Source organism: Streptococcus sanguinis (genome assembly GCF_050234405.1).
Lineage (GTDB): Bacteria > Bacillota > Bacilli > Lactobacillales > Streptococcaceae > Streptococcus > Streptococcus sanguinis_W.
The window spans coordinates 1,743,102-1,763,026 of record NZ_CP092117.1 but is presented as its reverse complement, the minus strand read 5'-3'; the positions used below and the strand labels follow the sequence as shown (position 1 = coordinate 1,763,026).

General features: G+C 42.6%; 21 protein-coding genes. 17 read left to right on the top strand and 4 right to left on the bottom strand.

Annotated features, from left to right (window positions below; genetic code table 11):
- The first annotated feature begins 32 nt into the window (after positions 1–32).
- Complete coding sequence (locus MFP28_RS08540) at positions 33–272, top strand: DUF4190 domain-containing protein (protein ID WP_002896181.1); 240 nt, start codon at positions 33–35, stop codon at positions 270–272.
- Between the two features lie 33 nt (positions 273–305).
- Here the strand turns inward: MFP28_RS08540 and MFP28_RS08535 are convergent, their stop codons facing one another.
- Positions 306–1,031 (bottom strand): 16S rRNA pseudouridine(516) synthase, encoded by a 726-nt coding sequence (locus MFP28_RS08535; protein ID WP_002907050.1) that lies wholly within the window; start codon positions 1,029–1,031, stop codon positions 306–308.
- 180 nt (positions 1,032–1,211) lie between these two features.
- On the opposite strand from MFP28_RS08535, the gene typA reads away from it, so the two are divergent.
- The 13 genes from typA (at position 1,212) to ileS (ending at position 16,197) form a co-directional block, all read left to right on the top strand.
- On the top strand, positions 1,212–3,059 hold the full coding sequence (gene typA, locus MFP28_RS08530) for a translational GTPase TypA (RefSeq protein WP_032916279.1): 1,848 nt from the start codon (positions 1,212–1,214) through the stop codon (positions 3,057–3,059).
- Between the two features lie 23 nt (positions 3,060–3,082).
- Positions 3,083–3,352, top strand: coding sequence for a DUF3165 family protein (locus MFP28_RS08525; protein WP_002907048.1), 270 nt, complete (start codon positions 3,083–3,085; stop codon positions 3,350–3,352).
- Between the two features lie 218 nt (positions 3,353–3,570).
- Complete coding sequence (gene murD / locus MFP28_RS08520; protein WP_032916023.1) at positions 3,571–4,923, top strand: UDP-N-acetylmuramoyl-L-alanine--D-glutamate ligase; 1,353 nt, start codon at positions 3,571–3,573, stop codon at positions 4,921–4,923.
- A 1-nt stretch (position 4,924) separates the two neighbouring features.
- Entirely contained in the window at positions 4,925–5,995 is a 1,071-nt protein-coding gene (locus tag MFP28_RS08515; protein WP_002904042.1) for a UDP-N-acetylglucosamine--N-acetylmuramyl-(pentapeptide) pyrophosphoryl-undecaprenol N-acetylglucosamine transferase, read from the top strand.
- Positions 5,992–7,203, top strand: coding sequence for a cell division protein FtsQ/DivIB (locus MFP28_RS08510; RefSeq protein ID WP_002904043.1), 1,212 nt, complete (start codon positions 5,992–5,994; stop codon positions 7,201–7,203). The genes MFP28_RS08515 and MFP28_RS08510 overlap by 4 nt, the downstream gene beginning before the upstream one ends.
- Positions 7,204–7,324: 121 nt before the next feature.
- Entirely contained in the window at positions 7,325–8,683 is a 1,359-nt protein-coding gene (gene ftsA, locus MFP28_RS08505) for a cell division protein FtsA (RefSeq protein ID WP_002896169.1), read from the top strand.
- A 16-nt stretch (positions 8,684–8,699) separates the two neighbouring features.
- On the top strand, positions 8,700–9,977 hold the full coding sequence (ftsZ, locus tag MFP28_RS08500; protein WP_032916021.1) for a cell division protein FtsZ: 1,278 nt from the start codon (positions 8,700–8,702) through the stop codon (positions 9,975–9,977).
- An 8-nt stretch (positions 9,978–9,985) separates the two neighbouring features.
- The gene (locus MFP28_RS08495) at positions 9,986–10,657 is read left to right on the top strand and encodes a YggS family pyridoxal phosphate-dependent enzyme (RefSeq protein ID WP_002907044.1); all 672 of its coding nucleotides are present in this window, start codon (positions 9,986–9,988) and stop codon (positions 10,655–10,657) included.
- A 9-nt stretch (positions 10,658–10,666) separates the two neighbouring features.
- Positions 10,667–11,254 (top strand): cell division protein SepF, encoded by a 588-nt coding sequence (locus MFP28_RS08490; RefSeq protein WP_002896164.1) that lies wholly within the window; start codon positions 10,667–10,669, stop codon positions 11,252–11,254.
- A gap of 5 nt (positions 11,255–11,259) precedes the next feature.
- Positions 11,260–11,535 (top strand): YggT family protein, encoded by a 276-nt coding sequence (locus MFP28_RS08485; RefSeq protein WP_002896162.1) that lies wholly within the window; start codon positions 11,260–11,262, stop codon positions 11,533–11,535.
- Complete coding sequence (locus MFP28_RS08480) at positions 11,532–12,317, top strand: RNA-binding protein (RefSeq protein ID WP_002907043.1); 786 nt, start codon at positions 11,532–11,534, stop codon at positions 12,315–12,317. Before MFP28_RS08485 ends, MFP28_RS08480 begins: the two co-directional genes overlap by 4 nt.
- Positions 12,318–12,326: 9 nt before the next feature.
- Positions 12,327–13,121 (top strand): DivIVA domain-containing protein, encoded by a 795-nt coding sequence (locus tag MFP28_RS08475; protein ID WP_002907042.1) that lies wholly within the window; start codon positions 12,327–12,329, stop codon positions 13,119–13,121.
- Positions 13,122–13,404: 283 nt separating this feature from the next.
- Complete coding sequence (gene ileS / locus MFP28_RS08470) at positions 13,405–16,197, top strand: isoleucine--tRNA ligase (protein WP_002907041.1); 2,793 nt, start codon at positions 13,405–13,407, stop codon at positions 16,195–16,197.
- 137 nt (positions 16,198–16,334) lie between these two features.
- Here ileS and MFP28_RS08465 read toward each other — a convergent pair whose 3' ends face one another.
- Positions 16,335–16,790 carry a MarR family winged helix-turn-helix transcriptional regulator gene (locus tag MFP28_RS08465; protein WP_002900910.1) on the bottom strand — a complete coding sequence of 152 codons (456 nt, stop codon included), beginning with the start codon at positions 16,788–16,790 and terminating at the stop codon, positions 16,335–16,337.
- A 22-nt stretch (positions 16,791–16,812) separates the two neighbouring features.
- Here MFP28_RS08465 and MFP28_RS08460 point away from each other — a divergent pair, with 22 nt between their 5' ends.
- Positions 16,813–17,247 carry a GNAT family N-acetyltransferase gene (locus MFP28_RS08460; protein WP_009659940.1) on the top strand — a complete coding sequence of 145 codons (435 nt, stop codon included), beginning with the start codon at positions 16,813–16,815 and terminating at the stop codon, positions 17,245–17,247.
- A gap of 25 nt (positions 17,248–17,272) precedes the next feature.
- Here the strand turns inward: MFP28_RS08460 and MFP28_RS08455 are convergent, their stop codons facing one another.
- Together MFP28_RS08455 and MFP28_RS08450 are read right to left on the bottom strand one after the other, a co-directional pair.
- Positions 17,273–17,575, bottom strand: a complete 303-nt coding sequence (locus tag MFP28_RS08455; protein ID WP_002898025.1) for a DUF1827 family protein — start codon at positions 17,573–17,575, stop codon at positions 17,273–17,275.
- A gap of 67 nt (positions 17,576–17,642) precedes the next feature.
- A complete protein-coding gene (locus MFP28_RS08450) occupies positions 17,643–18,092 on the bottom strand; it encodes an NUDIX hydrolase (RefSeq protein WP_002900905.1) in 450 nt (149 codons plus the stop codon).
- A 224-nt stretch (positions 18,093–18,316) separates the two neighbouring features.
- Between MFP28_RS08450 and MFP28_RS08445 the strand changes: the two genes are divergently transcribed.
- Both MFP28_RS08445 and MFP28_RS08440 read left to right on the top strand, forming a co-directional pair.
- Positions 18,317–19,216, top strand: coding sequence for a helix-turn-helix transcriptional regulator (locus MFP28_RS08445; RefSeq protein WP_002907039.1), 900 nt, complete (start codon positions 18,317–18,319; stop codon positions 19,214–19,216).
- A 59-nt stretch (positions 19,217–19,275) separates the two neighbouring features.
- On the top strand, positions 19,276–19,890 hold the full coding sequence (locus MFP28_RS08440) for a GyrI-like domain-containing protein (protein ID WP_002907038.1): 615 nt from the start codon (positions 19,276–19,278) through the stop codon (positions 19,888–19,890).
- Positions 19,891–19,925 lie beyond the last annotated feature (35 nt).

Sequence of the window (19,925 nt, the reverse complement as noted above, 5' to 3'; positions counted from 1 at the left end):
AATTAATATTAATTTTAAGGAGTTTTTAGAACATGCAAGAAAAGAAAAAATCTTCACTTGTTTTAGGTATCCTATCTATCATCTTTGGTTTTTTCATTCCATTGGTAGGTCTTATTTTGGGTATTATCGGTTTGGTGTTGGCTAATTCACACCAAAAAGAGTCTAAATTAGACTATAAAACAGAAAAAATTCTGGGTATCGTAGGGATTGTAATTTCCGTAATTGTTTGGATTCTAAATGTTATGGTACTTATGAATGGAGCAGGCTACTAACAAAAAAGCTTTATTATTTAAAGCTTTTTTGTTTTACCGACTTTTCTCTAAATATTCTTTAATGATCTCTAATTCTTTTTGGTTCAAAGCACGGTAATCGCCTTTTGCTAGATCTGGGTCTAATGTAAAATCTCCGAATTGAATTCGCTTGAGATAGGTGACCTTGACACCAACTGCCAGAAACATCTTTTTGATTTGGTGGAATTTCCCCTCAGAAATCCTGACGCTAGCACGGCTCAGACTGGAGCTGGTAGAGAGGATAGAAAGCTGGGCGGGCTGACAGACGGTACCGTCTAAAAAACGAATGCCCTCTTGAAAGGAAGAACTGTCGTTAGGAGTTAAAGGTCCATTGACTTCTACATAGTAAGTTTTTTCAACGTGGTATTGAGGGTGTAGTAGCTGAAATCCTAAGGGACCATTATCGGTAATCAGAAGAAGGCCTTCGGTATCTCTATCCAGCCGTCCGATAGAGTAAAGATTTTCTTTCTCTATCTCCTTGTCCAGCAAATCCAGGACAGTCAATTTTTCAGCATCGCGATTGGCAGTGACTGCACCTGCGGGTTTATTCAGCATGTAGTAACGGTGGGCAGGGCCGCTGACATGTTTGCCTTGAAAAGTAATCTGCTGCAGGCCGGTATCAACGTTTTGGCTGAGTTTGTAGGCGGGCTTACCATCCACTAAAATCTGTTTTTGTAAATGGCTTTGTTTCATCTTTTTTCGGCTGATATGATTGGCAGCCAGCAGTTGGTCGAGGCGCATCTGTTTTCCTTATTTTTTTCTAAATCATATCATAAATTTTCAGGATGGGAAATGCAAATCCTCATGGAGCTCCCATATTTTTTAATGAAAACATTTACACTTATCAAAGCCGTGTTTTTTGCCTGCGTCTGTGGTATAATTGTTCAGTTAGAAATAAAATTTAAAAATTCAGAGGAAATCATGACAAAATTAAGAGAAGATATCCGTAACATTGCGATTATCGCCCACGTTGACCACGGGAAAACAACCCTCGTTGACGAATTATTGAAGCAGTCTGAAACTCTTGATGCTCGTACAGAGTTGGCAGAGCGTGCTATGGACTCAAACGATATCGAAAAAGAGCGCGGTATTACGATCCTTGCTAAAAATACAGCCGTTGCTTACAACGGAACTCGTATCAACATTATGGATACACCAGGACACGCGGACTTCGGTGGAGAAGTTGAGCGTATCATGAAAATGGTTGACGGTGTTGTTTTGGTGGTAGATGCCTACGAAGGAACCATGCCACAAACTCGTTTCGTATTGAAAAAGGCCCTTGAACAAGACCTTGTCCCAATCGTTGTTGTCAACAAAATCGACAAACCATCAGCTCGTCCAGCAGAAGTAGTGGACGAAGTATTGGAACTCTTCATTGAGCTTGGTGCAGATGATGACCAGCTTGATTTCCCAGTTGTTTATGCTTCAGCTATCAACGGAACTTCTTCACTTTCTGACGATCCTGCTGATCAAGAAAAAACAATGGCACCAATCTTTGATACTATCATCGACCATATCCCAGCTCCAGTGGACAACTCTGATGAACCTTTGCAGTTCCAAGTCTCACTCTTGGACTACAATGACTTTGTAGGTCGTATTGGTATCGGACGTGTCTTTCGTGGTACTGTTAAGGTTGGGGACCAAGTTACCCTTTCTAAACTAGACGGAACAACGAAGAACTTCCGTGTCACAAAACTCTTTGGTTTCTTTGGCTTGGAGCGTCGTGAAATCAACGAAGCAAAAGCGGGTGACTTGATTGCTGTATCAGGTATGGAAGATATCTTTGTTGGTGAGACGATTACACCGACAGATACCATTGAGCCTCTTCCAATCCTTCACATCGATGAGCCAACGCTTCAAATGACTTTCTTGGTCAACAACTCACCTTTTGCTGGCCGGGAAGGAAAATGGGTAACCTCTCGTAAGGTGGAAGAACGCTTGCAAGCAGAATTGCAGACAGACGTATCCCTTCGTGTTGACCCAACAGATTCACCAGATAAGTGGACAGTTTCAGGTCGTGGCGAATTACACTTGTCAATCCTGATCGAAACCATGCGTCGTGAAGGATATGAGTTGCAAGTATCTCGTCCAGAAGTTATCGTAAAAGAAATCGATGGCGTTAAGTGCGAGCCATTTGAGCGTGTCCAAATTGATACTCCAGAAGAATACCAAGGATCTGTTATCCAAAGCCTTTCTGAACGTAAGGGTGAAATGTTGGATATGATCTCAACTGGTAATGGTCAAACTCGTTTGGTCTTCCTTGTTCCAGCGCGTGGTTTGATCGGATACTCAACTGAGTTCTTGTCAATGACCCGTGGTTACGGTATCATGAACCATACCTTCGACCAATACTTGCCATTGATTCCAGGTGAAATTGGTGGACGTCACCGTGGTGCGCTTGTTTCCATCGATGCTGGTAAGGCAACGACCTACTCTATCATGTCTATCGAAGAGCGCGGAACTATTTTTGTTAACCCAGGTACTGAGGTTTATGAAGGAATGATCATCGGTGAAAACTCTCGTGAAAATGACTTAACTGTTAATATCACTAAAGCCAAGCAGATGACCAACGTTCGTTCTGCAACCAAGGATCAGACAGCGGTTATCAAGACACCACGTATCTTGACCTTGGAAGAATCGCTGGAGTTCTTGAACGATGATGAGTACATGGAAGTAACGCCAGAATCTATTCGTCTGCGTAAGCAAATTTTGAACAAACAAGAACGCGAAAAAGCCAATAAAAAGAAAAAATCAGCTGCAGCTGAATAAGCAAAAAGGAAAGGAGCAGCAAGATGGTTTATCTTATCATTGGGATTTTAATCCTCTTTTTCTACATTTTTGCTGTTCCATCCAGTATTAAAGGGACTGTTAATGCAGTGACCATGGTGCTACTGATTGTAGCCTTAATTATCTTATTTGGCTTAGGCATTTTTAAAATTTTCCAGTTGCCGGCTGAATATTTTGTAGGTTTCGGCCTATCCGTAGTGACTGTCTTGGCTTTGCGGGATATCAATCGCCTCAAGACGCCTAAGAAATCAAAAAAGAATTTTGATGAAGAATAAAAAAGAGCAAGAGCTTAGAAAGTCGGATAGACGTTTTGAGCTTTTGCTCTTTTTCTTTACAAAAACAATAGGTTTATGTTACAAAATATTTCAAATAGATGAAAACATATCATTTTTTTCAAAACTTGCTTACAGTCGAAAATAAAAGACTCCTATGTCTTTTTTATTTTCACAAAAAAAGGTAAAATAGAGTGAAGTATGAATGGAAGAGGTTGCTTATGAAAAAAATAGCAAATTTTGCCAATAAGAAGGTCTTGGTCCTGGGATTGGCCAAGTCGGGTGAGTCAGCAGCTCGCCTTTTAGATAAATTAGGAGCCATCGTGACGGTTAATGACGGTAAACCTTTCGAGGAAAATCCTGCTGCCCAATCTTTGCTAGAAGAAGGTATTAAAGTGGTGACAGGAGGTCATCCCTTGGAGTTGCTGGACGAAGATTTTGAACTAATGGTGAAAAATCCAGGTATTCCTTATGACAATGCCATGGTCGTCCGAGCTCTGGAGAAGAAGATTCCAGTCATTACTGAAGTCGAGTTGGCTTATCTCATTTCAGAAGCACCGATTATTGGTATTACGGGATCAAACGGAAAAACGACGACTACAACCATGATTGCGCAAGCCTTGACGGCTGGCGGCCAGAATGGTCTTTTGTCTGGTAATATCGGTTATCCTGCTAGTCAGGTAGCCCAAACAGCCAGCAGCAAGGATACGCTGGTCATGGAATTGTCTTCCTTCCAGTTGATGGGGATTGAGGATTTTCATCCGCAAATCGCTGTTATTACTAACCTCATGCCGACTCATTTGGATTATCACGGCTCTGTTGAGGGCTATGCAGCTGCCAAGTGGAATATCCAGAAAAACATGACAGCTGATGATTATTTGGTTTTGAATTTCAATCAAGATTGGGCCAAGGAAATGGCTAGCCAGACTCAGGCTACTGTTGTCCCTTTTTCAACGACTGAAAAGGTGGATGGTGCCTATTTAGAGGGTGATGTCTTGACCTTCCGTGGAGAAGCGATTATGCAGGCGGCTGAAATCGGTGTTCCTGGCAGTCATAATGTCGAAAACGCTCTGGCTATGATTGCTGTGGCCAAACTGCGTGGCATTGACAATCAGACGATCAAAGAAGTCTTGTCTGCTTTTGGTGGTGTTAAGCACCGTCTCCAGTATGTGGGACGTGTAAATGAGGTTGCCTTTTACAATGATAGTAAGTCTACCAATATCTTGGCAACCCAGAAAGCCCTATCTGGTTTTGACAATAGCAAGGTGATTCTGATTGCAGGCGGCTTGGACCGTGGCAATGAATTTGACGAGTTGGTGCCTGACCTCAAAGGGCTCAAGAAAATGGTGATCTTAGGACAATCAGCTGCGCGTGTAAAGAGGGCGGCTGATCTGGCAGGTGTTTCTTATCTGGATGCGACTGATGTCCGGGATGCAGCTCATAAGGCCTATTCTCAATCGGAGCCAGGAGACATTGTCTTGCTCAGTCCTGCCAATGCTAGCTGGGATATGTATAGTAATTTTGAAGTCCGTGGCGATGAATTTCTCGCTGCATTTGAAGAATTAAAAGGTTAAGATGAAAAAGATTGTATTTACTGGTGGAGGAACGGTTGGGCATGTAACCCTCAACCTTCTCCTGATTCCGAAATTTATCAAAGAAGGCTGGCAGGTCCACTATATTGGTGATAAGCATGGTATTGAGTACCAGGAAATCCAAAAGTCAGGACTTGACGTGACCTTCCATTCGGTGGCTACGGGCAAGCTTCGTCGCTATTTTTCATGGCAGAATCTGCTGGATGGCTTTAAGGTTGTTTGGGGCATTTTCCAGTCGATGGGTATTATGCTCAAGGTTCGGCCGCAGGCCCTCTTTTCTAAGGGAGGCTTTGTATCCGTTCCGCCCGTGATTGCAGCCCGATTGTCCGGAGTGCCCGTCTATGTTCATGAATCGGATCTATCCATTGGCTTGGCCAATAAAATTGCTTATAAGTGTGCGACCAAGATGTATGCAACCTTTGAGCAACCTTCCAGTCTGACCAAGATTGAGCATGTCGGAGCTGTGACCAAGATCGGTAACCAAGAGTCAGTCGCACCGCAGGAACTAGAAGAAATTCGTCAATATTTTAATAGAGAACTGCCCACCCTGCTTTTTGTCGGTGGTTCTGCTGGTGCTAAGGTCTTTAATGACTTTGTCAGCCAGAATCAAGCTGCGCTGACCGAACGCTACAACATTATCAATCTGACAGGCGATGCAAGTTTGGATGTTCTGTCTGACCGTCTCTTTCGCAGAGCCTATGTGACCGACCTCTACCAGCCTTTGATGGACTTGGCAGATGTAGTGGTGACTCGCGGCGGTTCCAATACAATCTTTGAGCTCTTGGCCATGGCTAAGCTGCACATTATCGTTCCTCTGGGACGCGAAGCCAGCCGCGGCGATCAAATTGAAAATGCGGATTATTTTGTGAAAAAGGGATATGCCAAGCAATTGGCAGAGGAACAGCTGGATATGAGCAATTTACAGGCAGCACTTGATGACCTTTTGGCTAACCAAGCTTCTTATCATCAATCTATGAAAAATTCTCAGGAAATCAAGTCTGTAGATGAATTTTATGCTTTATTGAAAGTGGATATTGACAAAGGAAAGAAATGAGCAAGAAAAACAATGATGAGCCAAAGGAAGAGGTAAGTGAGCACCTCTCTGAATGGCAGAAACGAAATAAAGAATATCTTGAAAAGAAGGCTCAGGAAGAAGCAAGTAAACAGAAGGAGCTGGAAGAAGAGGAAGTAAAAGAAGCTGAAGCTGAGGACTCAATCGAAGGCGGAGAAATAGCTGAAGAGACGGAAGAAGACGACTCATCTTATGAAGAGGAAGAAACAGAATATTTGGAAGATGACTCATCTGAACCTGAGCTAGAGACCGAATTGGGCGAGAAAGAGCGCAAAAAACTGGAGAAACTTCAGAAAAAGGCAGAAAAAGAAGCTGCTAAGGTGCATATCTCGAGGATTCATATTTATCGAGCGCTGCCGGTTTTGCTGGGCAGTGGCTTGATTTTTCTCCTGTCAGTCTATTTTTTGACGCCACTGGCGACCATGAAGACAATCAAATTTTCAGGGAATCAAATGGTCAGTCAGGAAGATCTGCTCAAAAGCAGTAAGATTGATGAGAAGGACTATACTTTAACAACCTTTATCAATGGTGGCAATCATATCCGCAATATGAAAGCTTCTAGTCCTTGGATTAACAACTTGGAGATGGCTTATCAGTTTCCGATTACTTTTCAGGTAAAAGTCAAGGAGTACGGAGTTCTGGCCTATCTGCACGAGGGTGGCCAGTATTATCCTATTCTGACAAATGGGGAGATTATTTCGGAACCAACTGCTGCAAATTCTATGCCGGAAACCCATATTTCGATAGAATTTTCAGATAAAAAATTGATTAAAGAATTTGCTCTTCAAATTGAAAAGGTACCGGCTTCGGTTAAGAAAAATATTAAGATAGTTCAGCTGACCCCGAGCAAGGTGACACCGGATTTGGTTACGCTGACCATGCATGATGGCAATAAAATTTTGGTACCAATTTCACATATTGCCAAAAAACTGCCATATTACAAGGGAATCCAATCGCAGCTGGAAGAGGGTGTACCTAGTGTTGTAGATATGGAAGCAGGGATTTTTAGTTATGTTGAAGGAGCTCAAAACGAGTCGTCGTCTTCTGACGAAGAAAAGCAGAAAGCAGAAGAGGAATCGACGGGACAGCCAACAGAACAAGCGGCTGAGCAGGTGACAGAAAGTCAAGAACAAGAATCTGCAGAGCCACAAAATTCAACAGAAAACCCGGGAAATACCGAAAATCGCTAAATTATATGTAGAAAAACTGCGCATTTTCATTTTCTTTATGTTATAATAAAGCTTGGGTAACTCTAATTTTTAGCGTTATTAGTATAGACTGGAAACATGGAAGATAGAGAGGACTGGTGTAATGGCTAGAGACGGCTTTTTTACTGGATTAGATATAGGAACTAGCTCAATTAAAGTGTTGGTGGCAGAGCACATCAACGATGAAATGAATGTTATTGGAGTCAGCAACGCGAAAAGTGCTGGCGTTAAAGATGGAATTATTGTTGATATTGAGGCTGCTGCTGCTGCCATTAAGACAGCTATTTCTCAAGCAGAAGAAAAAGCAGGCATTTCAATTGGTTTAGTTAATGTCGGACTTCCGGCTAATCTCTTACAGATTGAGCCTACTCAGGGTATGATTCCTGTGACTAGTGATTCTAAGGAAATCACAGATACAGATGTAGAGAATGTTGTTAGATCTGCTCTGACTAAGAGTATGACTCCTGATCGCGAAGTGATTACTTTCATCCCAGAAGAGTTTGTAGTGGATGGTTTCCAAGGGATTCGTGACCCACGCGGTATGATGGGGATTCGCTTAGAAATGCGTGGTCTCCTCTACACTGGACCACGAACTATCCTGCATAACCTTCGTAAGACAGTTGAGCGCGCGGGAGTTCAGCTTGAGAACGTTATTATCTCCCCATTGGCTATGACTAAGTCAATCTTGAACGAAGGGGAACGTGAGTTTGGGGCAACTGTTATTGATATGGGTGGCGGTCAAACTACAGTGGCTTCTGTTAAAGGTCAAGAGCTTCAATATACGAATATATACCAAGAAGGTGGCGACTACGTAACTAAGGACATCTCCAAGGTTTTGAAGACTTCGCAAAAGTTAGCTGAAAGTCTCAAGTTTAACTATGGTTCTGCTTATGTTCCTGAAGCTGGGACAGAGTCTTTCCAAGTAGAAGTGATTGGAGAGATTGAGCCGGTTGAAGTAACTGAAAAGTATCTGGCTGAGATTATTTCTGCTCGTATCCAACACATTTTTGAGCAAATCAAACGCGATTTGGATAGAAGGCATCTCCTCGAGTTGCCAGGCGGCATTGTGATTATTGGTGGAGCAGCTATTCTTCCAGGAGTGGTTGAACTGGCTCAGGAAGTGTTTGGCGTGAATGTCAAGCTTTATGTGCCGAATCAAATCGGCATTCGCAATCCAGCCTTTGCACATGTTATCAGCCTGTCAGAGTATGCTGGAAACTTAACAGATGTGGATATGCTGGCTCAGGTTGCTGTTCATGGTGATGAGCAACTGCGCCACCGACCTGTATCCTTTGAGCGTCCTGCTCAGTCAGTACCACGCTTTGAACCTCAACCAGCTGATGAGATTCCTGAGGAGCCGGTCCAAGAAGTTCCAGTTGCCAGTGCTGATGTGCCAAACCAAGAACCGAAAACCGGTATTACAGATCGGATGCGCAACCTAATTGGCAAAATGTTTGATTAAGGAGAATACAGAGAATATGACATTTTCATTTGACGCTGCTGCTGCACAAGGCGCAGTAATTAAAGTTATTGGTGTCGGTGGAGGTGGCGGTAACGCCATCAACCGAATGATTGATGAAGGTGTTGCTGGTGTTGAATTCATCGCAGCAAATACAGATGTTCAAGCTCTTAGCAGTGCTAAAGCTGAAACAGTTATTCAGCTCGGTCCTAAGCTGACTCGCGGACTTGGTGCTGGTGGTCAGCCTGAAGTAGGCCGTAAGGCAGCTGAAGAAAGTGAAGAAGTCCTGACTGAAGCTCTGCAAGGAGCAGATATGGTCTTCATCACTGCTGGTATGGGTGGTGGATCTGGGACAGGTGCTGCTCCAGTGATTGCTCGTATCGCAAAAAATGTTGGCGCTCTGACTGTTGCTGTAGTTACACGTCCTTTCGGTTTTGAAGGAAGCAAGCGTGGAACCTTTGCAGTAGAAGGAATCAACGAACTTCGCGAGCATGTAGATACACTCTTGATTATTTCAAATAACAACTTGCTTGAAATTGTAGACAAGAAGACTCCGCTCCTTGAAGCACTCAGTGAAGCAGATAATGTTCTTCGCCAAGGTGTCCAAGGGATTACTGACTTGATTACCAGCCCAGGACTGATTAACCTTGACTTTGCCGACGTGAAAACAGTTATGGCAGACAAGGGTAATGCTTTGATGGGAATTGGTGTTGGTAGTGGTGAAGAACGTGTCATCGAAGCTGCTCGCAAAGCTATCTACTCACCTCTTTTAGAAACAACCATTGATGGCGCAGAGGACGTGATTGTCAACGTTACTGGTGGTCTAGATATGACCTTGATTGAAGCTGAAGAAGCTTCAGAAATTGTCAACCAAGCAGCAGGTCATGGTGTGAACATCTGGCTCGGTACTGCGATTGATGAGTCTATGAAGGATGAAATCCGCGTGACTGTTGTGGCTACTGGTGTCCGTCAGGATAAGGTTGAAAAGGTCAGCGGTATTCGTCAGACCCAGCAGCCTACTAGTCCAAGCCGTCCGCAGCAAGTTGAGCCAAATCGCGAAGTTCGCTCAGGACAGTTTGAACGAAACTTTGATATGACCGAAACAATTGATATTCCTGCTCCAACTCGTCAAAGAACGGATGCGCCTAAAGGTTCAGCCTTTGGTGATTGGGATCTTCGCCGCGAAGCGATTGTTCGTCAGGCTGAACCAAGTTCGTCAGCCCGCGTGGAACGCTATGCAGAAACTAATGAAGATGATGATGAATTGGAAACACCTCCATTCTTCAGAAATCGTTAATCTAAATCATGAATTTGCAGAATAATAAAGAGTTGGTCTTTCAATCCGTCGCTCAAGCGGCGGAGCAAGCCCATCGTTTGAAAGATTCAGTAAATATCATTGCAGTTACCAAATATGTTGACTGCGAAACAACTCAGGAGCTTGCACGTACAGGTATTCAGCATATCGGAGAAAATCGGGTAGATAAATTTCTAGATAAATACCATGCTCTGAAAGATGAGAATCTGACATGGCACCTGATCGGCAGTTTGCAGAGGAGAAAAGTCAAGGATGTGATTAACTATGTTGATTACTTTCACGCTTTAGATTCTGTAAAATTGGCCAAGGAGATTGACAAACGGGCTGAACATGTGATTAAATGTTTCCTGCAGTTGAATATTTCTAAAGAAGAGAGCAAGCATGGCTTTTTAGTTGAAGATCTTGAAGTTGTCCTGCCTGAACTTGAAAAATTAGAAAATGTTCAAATTGTGGGATTGATGACTATGGCTCCGTTTGAAGCTAGTCATGAGGAGCTGAACCAAATTTTTGAAAAGGCTCATCAACTACAAAAAGAATTAAAAAAGAAACAGTTAAATAATATGCCCTTTTCTGAATTAAGCATGGGAATGAGCCGTGATTATCCTGAAGCAATTGCCCATGGCTCGACCTATGTCAGAATTGGTACAGCATTTTTTAAATAGGAAAGAAATATGTCATTAAAAGATAGATTTGATAAATTTATAGATTATTTTACAGAAGATGGAGATGAGACTGAGGTTCAGGAGCAGACTGTCAGCAGACCTGCAGCGCCTGTTAAGCAGAAGCCTGAATTGGTTCAGCCTAAGCCAGTTAGAGAGAGCAAGCCAGCTCCTCGTCCGGTTGCTGCGGCTAAGCCACAGCCTAAACCACAGCCACAACAGAAATCTTCTACAGAGAATATTACCAGACTGCATGCACGTCAGCAGGAATTGGCTCAGCACCGTGCAAATGCGGATGAGAAGATTACGATTGATGTTCGTTATCCGAGGAGATATGAGGAAGCGACTGAAATTGTTGACCTGCTTTTGGCCAATGAAAGCATCCTGATTGACTTCCAGTATATGACTGAGGTACAGGCTCGTCGCTGTTTAGACTACCTAGACGGTGCGCGTTATGTCTTGGCTGGAAATTTGAAAAAAGTTGCAAGCACTATGTATTTGCTGACTCCGATTAATGTAGTGGTAAATGTGGAAGACATCCGCCTGCCAAACGATGTTGAAATCAGCGAATTCGACTTTGATATGAAGCGCAGTAGATAAGAGATATGTTATATTTTGTAATTCGTGCCATCTCTAATCTTTTCGATCTTTATAGCATTGCCTTGATTGTCTATGCACTTCTGTCTTGGTTTCCAGGAGCCTATCAAACCAAATTCGGAGAGTTTTTAACACGAATTGTAGAACCGTATTTAAAACTTTTCCGCCGTCTTCCCTTGCAGTTTGCAGGGCTGGACTTTACCGTTTGGGTTGCAATTCTGGCTTTAAACCTTTTAAATCGTGTGGTCTTTTATTTAATAAGCGTCTTACTAATGTTATTATGATGAAAGATTTATATCAACATTTTTCGCATGAGGATCGAGAGTTTATTGATAGGAGTCTGGAGCTGCTTCAGCGGGTTCAAGATACCTATGCGTTTGAAACAACGTCTTTTCTGAATCCCCATCAGGTCTCAATCCTGAAGAATATTGGCAAGCAATATGATGTGCAAGTCTTTGCTAGTACGGATTTTTTTCCAAGTGAACTGGCAAGAGTTCTTGTGGCGCCTTCTTATTACCAACTGAATATGGATGATTTTGAATTGAGCTTGCTGGAAATTTCCTATGCAAGCAAATTTTATAAAATCAGTCATTCGCAGATTATGGGAACCTTGCTCAATCATTTAGGGATTGAAAGACGGACCTTTGGCGATATTCTTGTAGTTGGAGACCGTGCTCAGCTCTTTGTAGATAAGAGACTGGCCCAGTATTTTATTGATCATGTCTCTAAAATTGCAAAGATGCCTGTCAAACTAAAGGAAGTTTCCTTTGCAGAGCAGCTGAGAGAGCAGAAGCAGGCTGTTACCAAAGAAATTTTAGCATCTAGTCTTCGCTTGGATAAGTTGGTAGCCAGCACCTTTAAACTATCAAGGAGCCAGGCTGTTCAGCTGATTTCTGGCAAGCATGTGAAAATGAACTATGCTGTTAATGACAATCCCAGCCAGCAGGTCGGGCTTGAAGACTTGATAAGCGTTAGACGATTTGGAAGATTTAAGGTTTTAAGAGAAAATGGCCTTTCCAAGAATGGAAAACATAAGTTAACCGTTGAATTATTAGCTAGTAAATGAGGAGGAACTATGACACTTACAGCATTAGAAATTAAAGATAAATCCTTTGGAACCAAGTTTAGAGGCTATGATGTTGAAGAGGTAGATGAATTCCTTGACATCGTTGTCCGCGATTATGAGGACTTGGTTCGCGAAAACCACGAAAAAGAAGCAAAAATTCGCAATCTGGAAGAACGTCTGACATATTTTGATGAGATGAAAGACTCTCTCAGCCAGTCTGTTTTGATTGCTCAAGATACGGCTGAGCGTGTTAAAGTTGCTGCCAACGAGCGGTCTACGAATATTGTCCGTCAGGCAGAGCAGGATGCGCAGCATTTGTTGGATGGAGCTAAGTACAAGGCTGATGAAATTTTGCGTCAGGCAGCTGACAATGCTAAGAAAGTAGCCATTGAAACAGAAGAACTGAAAAACAAAACACGTGTCTTCCATCAACGTTTGAAATCAACCATTGAGAGCCAACTCAGCATTGTGGATTCTTCTGAGTGGGAAGAAATCCTGCGTCCGACAGCTACTTATCTGCAGACCAGCGATGAGGCCTTCAAGGAAGTTGTATCTGAGGTTCTGGGAGAAGAAGCAGTTGTTCGTGAGGAAGAAGTGGATGTGACTCGTCAATTTTCTCCAGAAGAAATGGCTGAGCTGCAAGAGCGCATTGAAGCTGCTAACCGTGAATTAGCTGCGACCCAAGCTTTTTCTCCGCTCAGTGATGAAGATATAGAAGCTCATGCAGCTGAGGAAAACTCAGAAGCTGACCATCACGATGATGATACAAATGGGGAACAAAAAGTTCCAGTAAATATTTTATAATTTTTAAAGAAGATAAGATTGTAAAAACACAGACCAAGCAAAATACTTTCAGCGAGCAGATGATGGTGAGAGATCTGCAGTCCATCTTGCTTGGGCTATCATTTTACAGAACTTTCGTCTGAAATCAGTAGGATGAGACGGCAGTCCACGTTACGGACAAAGAGGGGCAAGAGGAGTATTATGCTATTGTCTTGCCTAAACAAAGGTGGTACCGCGAATTTTCGTCCTTTTTGGAGAAGTTTGCGGTTTTTAATTTGTAATTTTAAAAATAAAGAGGAATAGAATGAAACTGAAAGAAACACTTAACCTTGGAAAAACTGCTTTTCCTATGCGGGCCGGTCTTCCAAATAAGGAGCCAATCTGGCAAAAAGAATGGGATCAAGCTAAGCTGTATCAGCGCCGTCAGGAATTGAATGAAGGCAAGCCACATTTTGTCCTACATGATGGCCCGCCATACGCTAACGGGAATATTCACGTTGGCCATGCTATGAATAAGATTTCCAAAGATATCATTGTTCGCTCAAAGTCTATGGCTGGCTACTATGCGCCTTACATTCCAGGATGGGATACGCATGGTCTTCCGATTGAGCAGGTATTGGCAAAACAAGGCGTTAAGCGCAAAGAGTTGGACTTGGTAGAATACCTCAACATGTGTCGGGACTATGCGCTTAGCCAAGTCGAAAAACAAAAAGAGGACTTCAAGCGTTTGGGTGTTTCTGGTGACTGGGATAATCCTTATGTTACTTTGACTTCTGATTATGAAGCGGCTCAGATTCGTGTCTTTGGCGAAATGGCTAAGAAAGGCTACATCTACCGTGGCGCTAAGCCAGTTTACTGGTCTTGGTCTTCTGAGTCAGCTCTTGCTGAAGCAGAAATTGAATACCATGATTTGGTTTCCACCTCTCTCTACTATGCTAACCGTGTTAAAGACGGAAAAGGGGTACTGGACACAGATACTTACATCGTCGTATGGACAACAACTCCGTTTACTATTACAGCTTCTCGTGGTTTGACTGTTGGAGCAGATATTGATTACGTAGTCGTTCAACCAGCTGGTGAATCTCGTAAGTTTGTGGTTGCTTCAGAATTGTTGAATAGTCTGTCAGAGAAATTTGGCTGGACTGATGTTCAAGTTTTGGATACCTACCGTGGTCAAGAATTAAACCAGATCGTGACAGTTCACCCATGGGATACTGCTGTAGATGAACTTGTTATCCTTGGTGACCACGTTACGACAGACTCTGGTACTGGTATTGTCCATACAGCGCCTGGTTTTGGTGAGGATGACTATAATGTCGGTGTAGCTAACGGCTTGGAAGTATTTGTCACAGTCAACGAGCGTGGTATCATGATGGAAAATGCTGGTCCAGACTTTGCAGGCCAGTTCTATGACAAGGTTGCACCAACAGTTATTGAAAAGCTTGGTGACTTGCTCCTTGCTCAAGAAGAAATTTCTCACTCATACCCATTTGACTGGCGGACTAAGAAGCCAATCATCTGGCGGGCAGTACCACAGTGGTTTGCATCTGTTTCTAAATTCCGCCAAGAAATCTTAGACGAAATTGAAAAAGTTAAATTCCATTCTGAATGGGGTAAAGTACGTCTCTACAACATGATCCGTGACCGTGGTGACTGGGTTATCTCTCGTCAGCGGGCTTGGGGTGTGCCATTGCCAATCTTCTATGCCGAAGACGGCACACCAATCATGACGGCTGAAACCATCGAACACGTAGCTCAGCTCTTTGAGGAGCACGGCTCTATCGTCTGGTGGAAGCGTGAAGCAAAAGACCTTTTACCAGAAGGATTTACTCATCCAGGTTCTCCAAACGGCGAATTTACCAAGGAAACGGACATCATGGACGTTTGGTTTGACTCAGGTTCATCATGGAATGGTGTAGTGGTCAATCGTCCTGAGTTAACTTACCCGGCTGATCTTTATCTAGAAGGTTCAGACCAATACCGTGGTTGGTTCAACTCATCTCTCATCACTTCAGTTGCCAACCATGGCGTAGCTCCTTACAAACAAATCTTGTCACAAGGATTTGCCTTAGATGGTAAGGGGGAAAAGATGTCTAAATCCCTTGGAAATACGATTTCTCCAAGCGATGTAGAAAAACAATTTGGTGCGGAAATCTTGCGTCTCTGGGTAACCAGTGTTGATTCTAGCAACGACGTTCGCATCTCTATGGATATCTTGGGTCAAGTTTCTGAAACCTACCGTAAGATTCGGAATACGCTTCGTTTCTTGATTGCTAATACCTCTGACTTCAATCCAGTTGAGGATGCCGTAGCTTACGAAGATCTTCGCTCCGTTGATAAGTACATGACTATCCGCTTCAATCAGTTAGTGGAGACTATTCGCAAGGCTTATGCGGACTTTGAGTTTCTGACTATTTATAAAGCGATTGTCAACTTTGTGACCGTTGACTTGTCCGCTTTCTATCTGGACTTTGCCAAAGATGTCGTCTATATCGAAGCAGCTAAGTCATTGGAACGTCGTCAGATGCAGACTGTCTTCTATGATATTTTGGTCAAGATTACCAAGCTGTTGACACCAATCCTGCCGCATACAGCAGAAGAAATTTGGTCTTACCTAGAGCATGAAGAGGAAGAATTTGTTCAGTTATCTGAATTGCCAGAAGCTCAGACTTTCCCAAATCAAGAAGAAATCTTGGACACTTGGTCTGCCTTTATGGACTTCCGCAGTCAGGCTCAGAAAGCCTTGGAAGAAGCCCGCAATGAGAAGGTTATTGGGAAATCGTTGGAAGCACATCTGACTGTCTATCCGAATGAAGTCATCAAGACCTTGCTGGAAGCAGTTAACAGCGATGTGGCACAGCTTCTTATTGTTTCACAATTAACGATTGCTGAAGGACCTGCTCCAGAAGGCGCTCTAGTCTTTGAAGATGTAGCTTTTGTTGTAGAGCATGCGCAGGGGCAAGTCTGTGATCGCTGCCGTCGCATTGATACAACAGTTAAAGAGCGTAGTTATCAAGCTCTTGTCTGTGACCACTGTGCAGAAATTTTAGAAGAAAACTTTGTTCAAGCTGTCGCAGAAGGCTTTGAGAGCAAGTAAGTTTTCCAAAATAAAAAATGGCTTTGCCCTTTAGTGGTAAGCCGTTTTTTAGATAGATTGATTTGAAAATTTGTTAATTTAAAACTAAATTAGCAAAAACAAACAGTTGCGTTTGCAACTGTTTTCTGTTATACTACTTATAACTTAGGAGTGCTTATTTTAGCCAAAATGTTTTGAAGCTGAAAGAGCTCAGAGGAAGTCAGTTGCTGCAGCGCCTGACTGGCGTAGGTATTTTCAAAGCCAATCAGTTGGTCGTAGAGTTTGAGAGCCTGACTGCTAGGATAGAGCTCTTTGAACTTCTTATTTTGAGCTTTGGTCTTTTTGATAATTAAGCCTCTATCTTCCAGCTTTCCTAGAGAACGGCTGAGAGTAGTCTTGTCAATCTGCACCAGTTCTGCCAGTTGTGACTGGCTGAGACCTTCATTTTCGACGATACGAATGAGCAGTAGAAACAAATTATTGTCTAGGCCGTAGTTACTGGCTTTTTGATTCATTTTCATCATGGCTTGTCTAGAAATAAAGCCCATTTGCCGGAAAAGTTGACGGTAATCCATAGGAACTCCTTGATAGTTGCATTTGCATTTATTATACATTAAAAAGATAGAGGAAACAAGTATGTGGTCTAGGAAAAAATTAACAGAGCTGAACTCGATAGAATTTTATCAAATCTTAAAATTGCGCATTGACACCTTTGTGGTGGAGCAGGAGCGCATTTATCATGAGCTGGATGAGAAGGACCTAGAAGCAGTGCATGTTTACCATGCTAATAAACAAGGGGAAATTGATGCTTATGCCCGTGTCTTTGAAGAGGGAGAGCATTTAGTCTTTGGTCGAGTAGTCACAGCTCAGTCTGCACGAGGACAGGGCTTAGGAGGACAGCTTATCAGAGAAATCCTGCAATTATGTGCTGAAAAATGGCCAGGAAAGGAAATTGAAATAGAGTCTCAGGTTCAGGTGGCTGCTCTCTATGAAAAGTATGGCTTCAAATCAGTTGGCCAACCCTTTATTTTTGAATCGACACCTCATATTACCATGATCTATAAACAATAAAAAAACTAAGGCAATAGCCTTAGTTTTACTGTTTAACAGGAATGGAAATTTCGATTAGATTATTAGCGTAAATCGTGCGGATAGCAGCTCTATCAATAGTATTTGCATCAATTTTTCTCTTCAAGAAAAATTCTCTGATTTTTTCGATTTCCTGTTCGCGTACAGCACGGTGCATGTTTGAAATCAAAATTTCATAGTGAAGAGGAGCTTGTGTAAAAACAACATCGCTGTTTCCAGCAGAATAAACTTCGACTAATATCGCATCGGTGCTTTCCAATTGGCTTTTGACAAGGTCAGCATGACTGTTTGTTGTATTAATAAGCTTCATACGATTTCCTCCTGCTTTATACCTGCTATTATTATAACATGTTTGCTATGAATTGTGAATGATTTCTTTAAGCTTTAAGCGCATTTTTCCAAGTTTGGATACCCCATTTATGGCTGCCACGTTTGAGTGTTTCGATAGCTTCATCGACGGGGAACCAGGCCAACTGATTGAAATCTTCCAACGGTTTTTGGACTTCTTGGAAAGAGGTGACCTCATACAGGTATGCCGGGTTGTAGAAATGGGTGTCGCGATGGCGAGAGTAAAAATATTCATCAGCCTGTCCAAGATAGCGTCCAAGCTGGGCTGTGAATCCAAGTTCTTCCATCAGCTCGCGTTCAAGGGCAGTCTGATGGTTTTCCCCCTCTTCAATCTCTCCACCGGGCAGAAACCAAGCCCCGTTAGGCGCCTGAATCAAAATAATCTTTTCTTTCTTCTCGTCTGGGATAACGGCATAGACTCCGTAACGGGTCACATATTCTACATTTGCTTCCTTTTCACCAAAGGTTGGATTTGTCATTCTAATATCCTCAATCTCTAGTCAGTTTACTATCTATCATAATGGACTAAGGCCCAGCTGTCAAGAATTTACTCGGTTTATTGGACAGAAAAAGAATGATAGTCCTTGAAAGAAATCCCCTTCAAATAATAAATTCCTTCCTCCGACCGTTTAGAAAACTCTTCTTTATAGGAATGGTAAAACATTTTTAGAAGAAATTGTTATAATAGGAGCGAGGTGGTTTTATGACAGAAAGCAGACTTTTTAAAATCTTATATCTTCTTTTAGAGCAGGGCCGCGCAACAGCTCCCGAATTGGCCTCACTATTTGAAGTATCTATTCGGACCATCTATCGAGATGTAGACAAGCTGAGTTTGGCAGGAATCCCTATCTATTGCAGTCCAGGCAAAGGCGGGGGTATTTTTCTGATGAAGGATTTTGTCTTGGACAAGGCCTTGTTTTCAGAGTCTGAGAGGGATGAGCTATTAGCAGCTCTTCAAGGCTTGCAGATTTTAACAGATGGCGAGCAAGTAGAGACCCTGTCTAAGCTACAGTCCTTGTTTCAAGTTCAGGCAACTTCCTGGCTGGAGGTGGATTTCACTGACTGGCGCAAAAAAGCAGATCAGAAAGAACTGTTTGATACTATTAAGCAGGCAATCTTGCAAAGAAGAGTCTTGTCTTTTTCTTATTTGAATGGGCGTGGAGAAAGAGAGCAGCGCAAGATAGAGGCGCTGAAGTTAGTATTTAAAAGCCAAAACTGGTATGTTGCTGGCTTTTGTCGCTTAAGACAAGCTCCGCGCTTTTTTAAACTCAGCAGAATGAGAGATTGTCAAATGTTAGAGGAACGATTTAAGCAGAGAGTCTTGAATGAGAAATTTAGCCCCGAAGAGCGGCTAAGAGATACTGTAAAAGTCCTCTTGAAATTTGACAAGAAACATGCCTTTCGGGTGTACGAGGAGTTTTCAGAAGCAGAGATAGAGGAGACTGATGGGGGCCTTTATGTTGAAACGCATTTGCCGAGTCACGATAGTCTTTATATCTACTTGCTATCCTTTTTGGATGGAGTTGAAATCATGGAGCCGCCTCGGTTACGGGAAGAATTCAAAGGAAAGTTAAAAGCCATTGCCGATATTTATAAAAGCTGACAGAGGTTGTCAGCTTTTCTTTGATATACTGTTTGTAGTAAAGAAAGGAGGGCTCTCTCATGAAATATGAATGGAGAAAAGCCAATCGAGAATTCTATCAAATCAAGTCTGCACCCTGTCTCATAGATGTTCCTGCCCAGTCTTTTATCATGATTGACGGCAAGGGCAATCCTAATGCTGCTGACTTTTCGGAACGAGTTGGTGCTCTGTACAGTTTAGCCTATGCTATCAAGATGAACTACAAAAAGACAGCGGTCGAGCAAGAATTTACTGATTTTACAGTCTATCCCTTGGAAGGACTTTGGCAGCAGGAGCAAGTAGGAGAACTGATTAAAGAAGAATTGATTTATACTATTATGATTGGGCAGCCAGACTTTATCACTGGAGAGATGGTGAAAAAGGCTCTGGAACAAGTCCGTGTCAAAAAGCCTAATCCTCTCTATGACGAGATTCGCTTTGAAGAAATGACGGAAGGAGCGTGTGTCTCCATGCTGCACCTAGGACCTTTTGATGAAGAACCTCAATCCTTCACTAAAATGGATGCCTTTTGTCAGAGTCACCAGCTGACACGGATTTCACACACTCATAGGGAAATCTATCTCAATAATCTGAATCGGACAGACCCTAGCAAACTGAAAACAATTCTGCGCTACAAGGTTCAGAAGGATAAATAAAGAAATAGAGCAGAAAACTAACTGTTTTCTGCTCT

What these genes read in the sequence shown, in the direction of transcription:
- MFP28_RS08525 (WP_002907048.1), top strand. Translation starts at nt 3,083, where the DNA reads ATGGTTTATCTTATCATTGGGATTTTAATCCTCTTTTTCTACATTTTT.
- MFP28_RS08515 (WP_002904042.1), top strand. Translation starts at nt 4,925, where the DNA reads ATGAAAAAGATTGTATTTACTGGTGGAGGAACGGTTGGGCATGTAACC.
- MFP28_RS08495 (WP_002907044.1), top strand. Translation starts at nt 9,986, where the DNA reads ATGAATTTGCAGAATAATAAAGAGTTGGTCTTTCAATCCGTCGCTCAA.
- MFP28_RS08475 (WP_002907042.1), top strand. Translation starts at nt 12,327, where the DNA reads ATGACACTTACAGCATTAGAAATTAAAGATAAATCCTTTGGAACCAAG.
- MFP28_RS08485 (WP_002896162.1), top strand. Translation starts at nt 11,260, where the DNA reads ATGTTATATTTTGTAATTCGTGCCATCTCTAATCTTTTCGATCTTTAT.
- MFP28_RS08510 (WP_002904043.1), top strand. Translation starts at nt 5,992, where the DNA reads ATGAGCAAGAAAAACAATGATGAGCCAAAGGAAGAGGTAAGTGAGCAC.
- MFP28_RS08480 (WP_002907043.1), top strand. Translation starts at nt 11,532, where the DNA reads ATGATGAAAGATTTATATCAACATTTTTCGCATGAGGATCGAGAGTTT.
- MFP28_RS08455 (WP_002898025.1), bottom strand. Translation starts at nt 17,575, where the DNA reads ATGAAGCTTATTAATACAACAAACAGTCATGCTGACCTTGTCAAAAGC.
- MFP28_RS08540 (WP_002896181.1), top strand. Translation starts at nt 33, where the DNA reads ATGCAAGAAAAGAAAAAATCTTCACTTGTTTTAGGTATCCTATCTATC.
- MFP28_RS08490 (WP_002896164.1), top strand. Translation starts at nt 10,667, where the DNA reads ATGTCATTAAAAGATAGATTTGATAAATTTATAGATTATTTTACAGAA.
- MFP28_RS08440 (WP_002907038.1), top strand. Translation starts at nt 19,276, where the DNA reads ATGAAATATGAATGGAGAAAAGCCAATCGAGAATTCTATCAAATCAAG.
- ftsZ (WP_032916021.1), top strand. Translation starts at nt 8,700, where the DNA reads ATGACATTTTCATTTGACGCTGCTGCTGCACAAGGCGCAGTAATTAAA.
- MFP28_RS08460 (WP_009659940.1), top strand. Translation starts at nt 16,813, where the DNA reads ATGTGGTCTAGGAAAAAATTAACAGAGCTGAACTCGATAGAATTTTAT.
- MFP28_RS08465 (WP_002900910.1), bottom strand. Translation starts at nt 16,790, where the DNA reads ATGTATAATAAATGCAAATGCAACTATCAAGGAGTTCCTATGGATTAC.
- MFP28_RS08450 (WP_002900905.1), bottom strand. Translation starts at nt 18,092, where the DNA reads ATGACAAATCCAACCTTTGGTGAAAAGGAAGCAAATGTAGAATATGTG.
- typA (WP_032916279.1), top strand. Translation starts at nt 1,212, where the DNA reads ATGACAAAATTAAGAGAAGATATCCGTAACATTGCGATTATCGCCCAC.
- murD (WP_032916023.1), top strand. Translation starts at nt 3,571, where the DNA reads ATGAAAAAAATAGCAAATTTTGCCAATAAGAAGGTCTTGGTCCTGGGA.
- MFP28_RS08445 (WP_002907039.1), top strand. Translation starts at nt 18,317, where the DNA reads ATGACAGAAAGCAGACTTTTTAAAATCTTATATCTTCTTTTAGAGCAG.
- ileS (WP_002907041.1), top strand. Translation starts at nt 13,405, where the DNA reads ATGAAACTGAAAGAAACACTTAACCTTGGAAAAACTGCTTTTCCTATG.
- MFP28_RS08535 (WP_002907050.1), bottom strand. Translation starts at nt 1,031, where the DNA reads ATGCGCCTCGACCAACTGCTGGCTGCCAATCATATCAGCCGAAAAAAG.
- ftsA (WP_002896169.1), top strand. Translation starts at nt 7,325, where the DNA reads ATGGCTAGAGACGGCTTTTTTACTGGATTAGATATAGGAACTAGCTCA.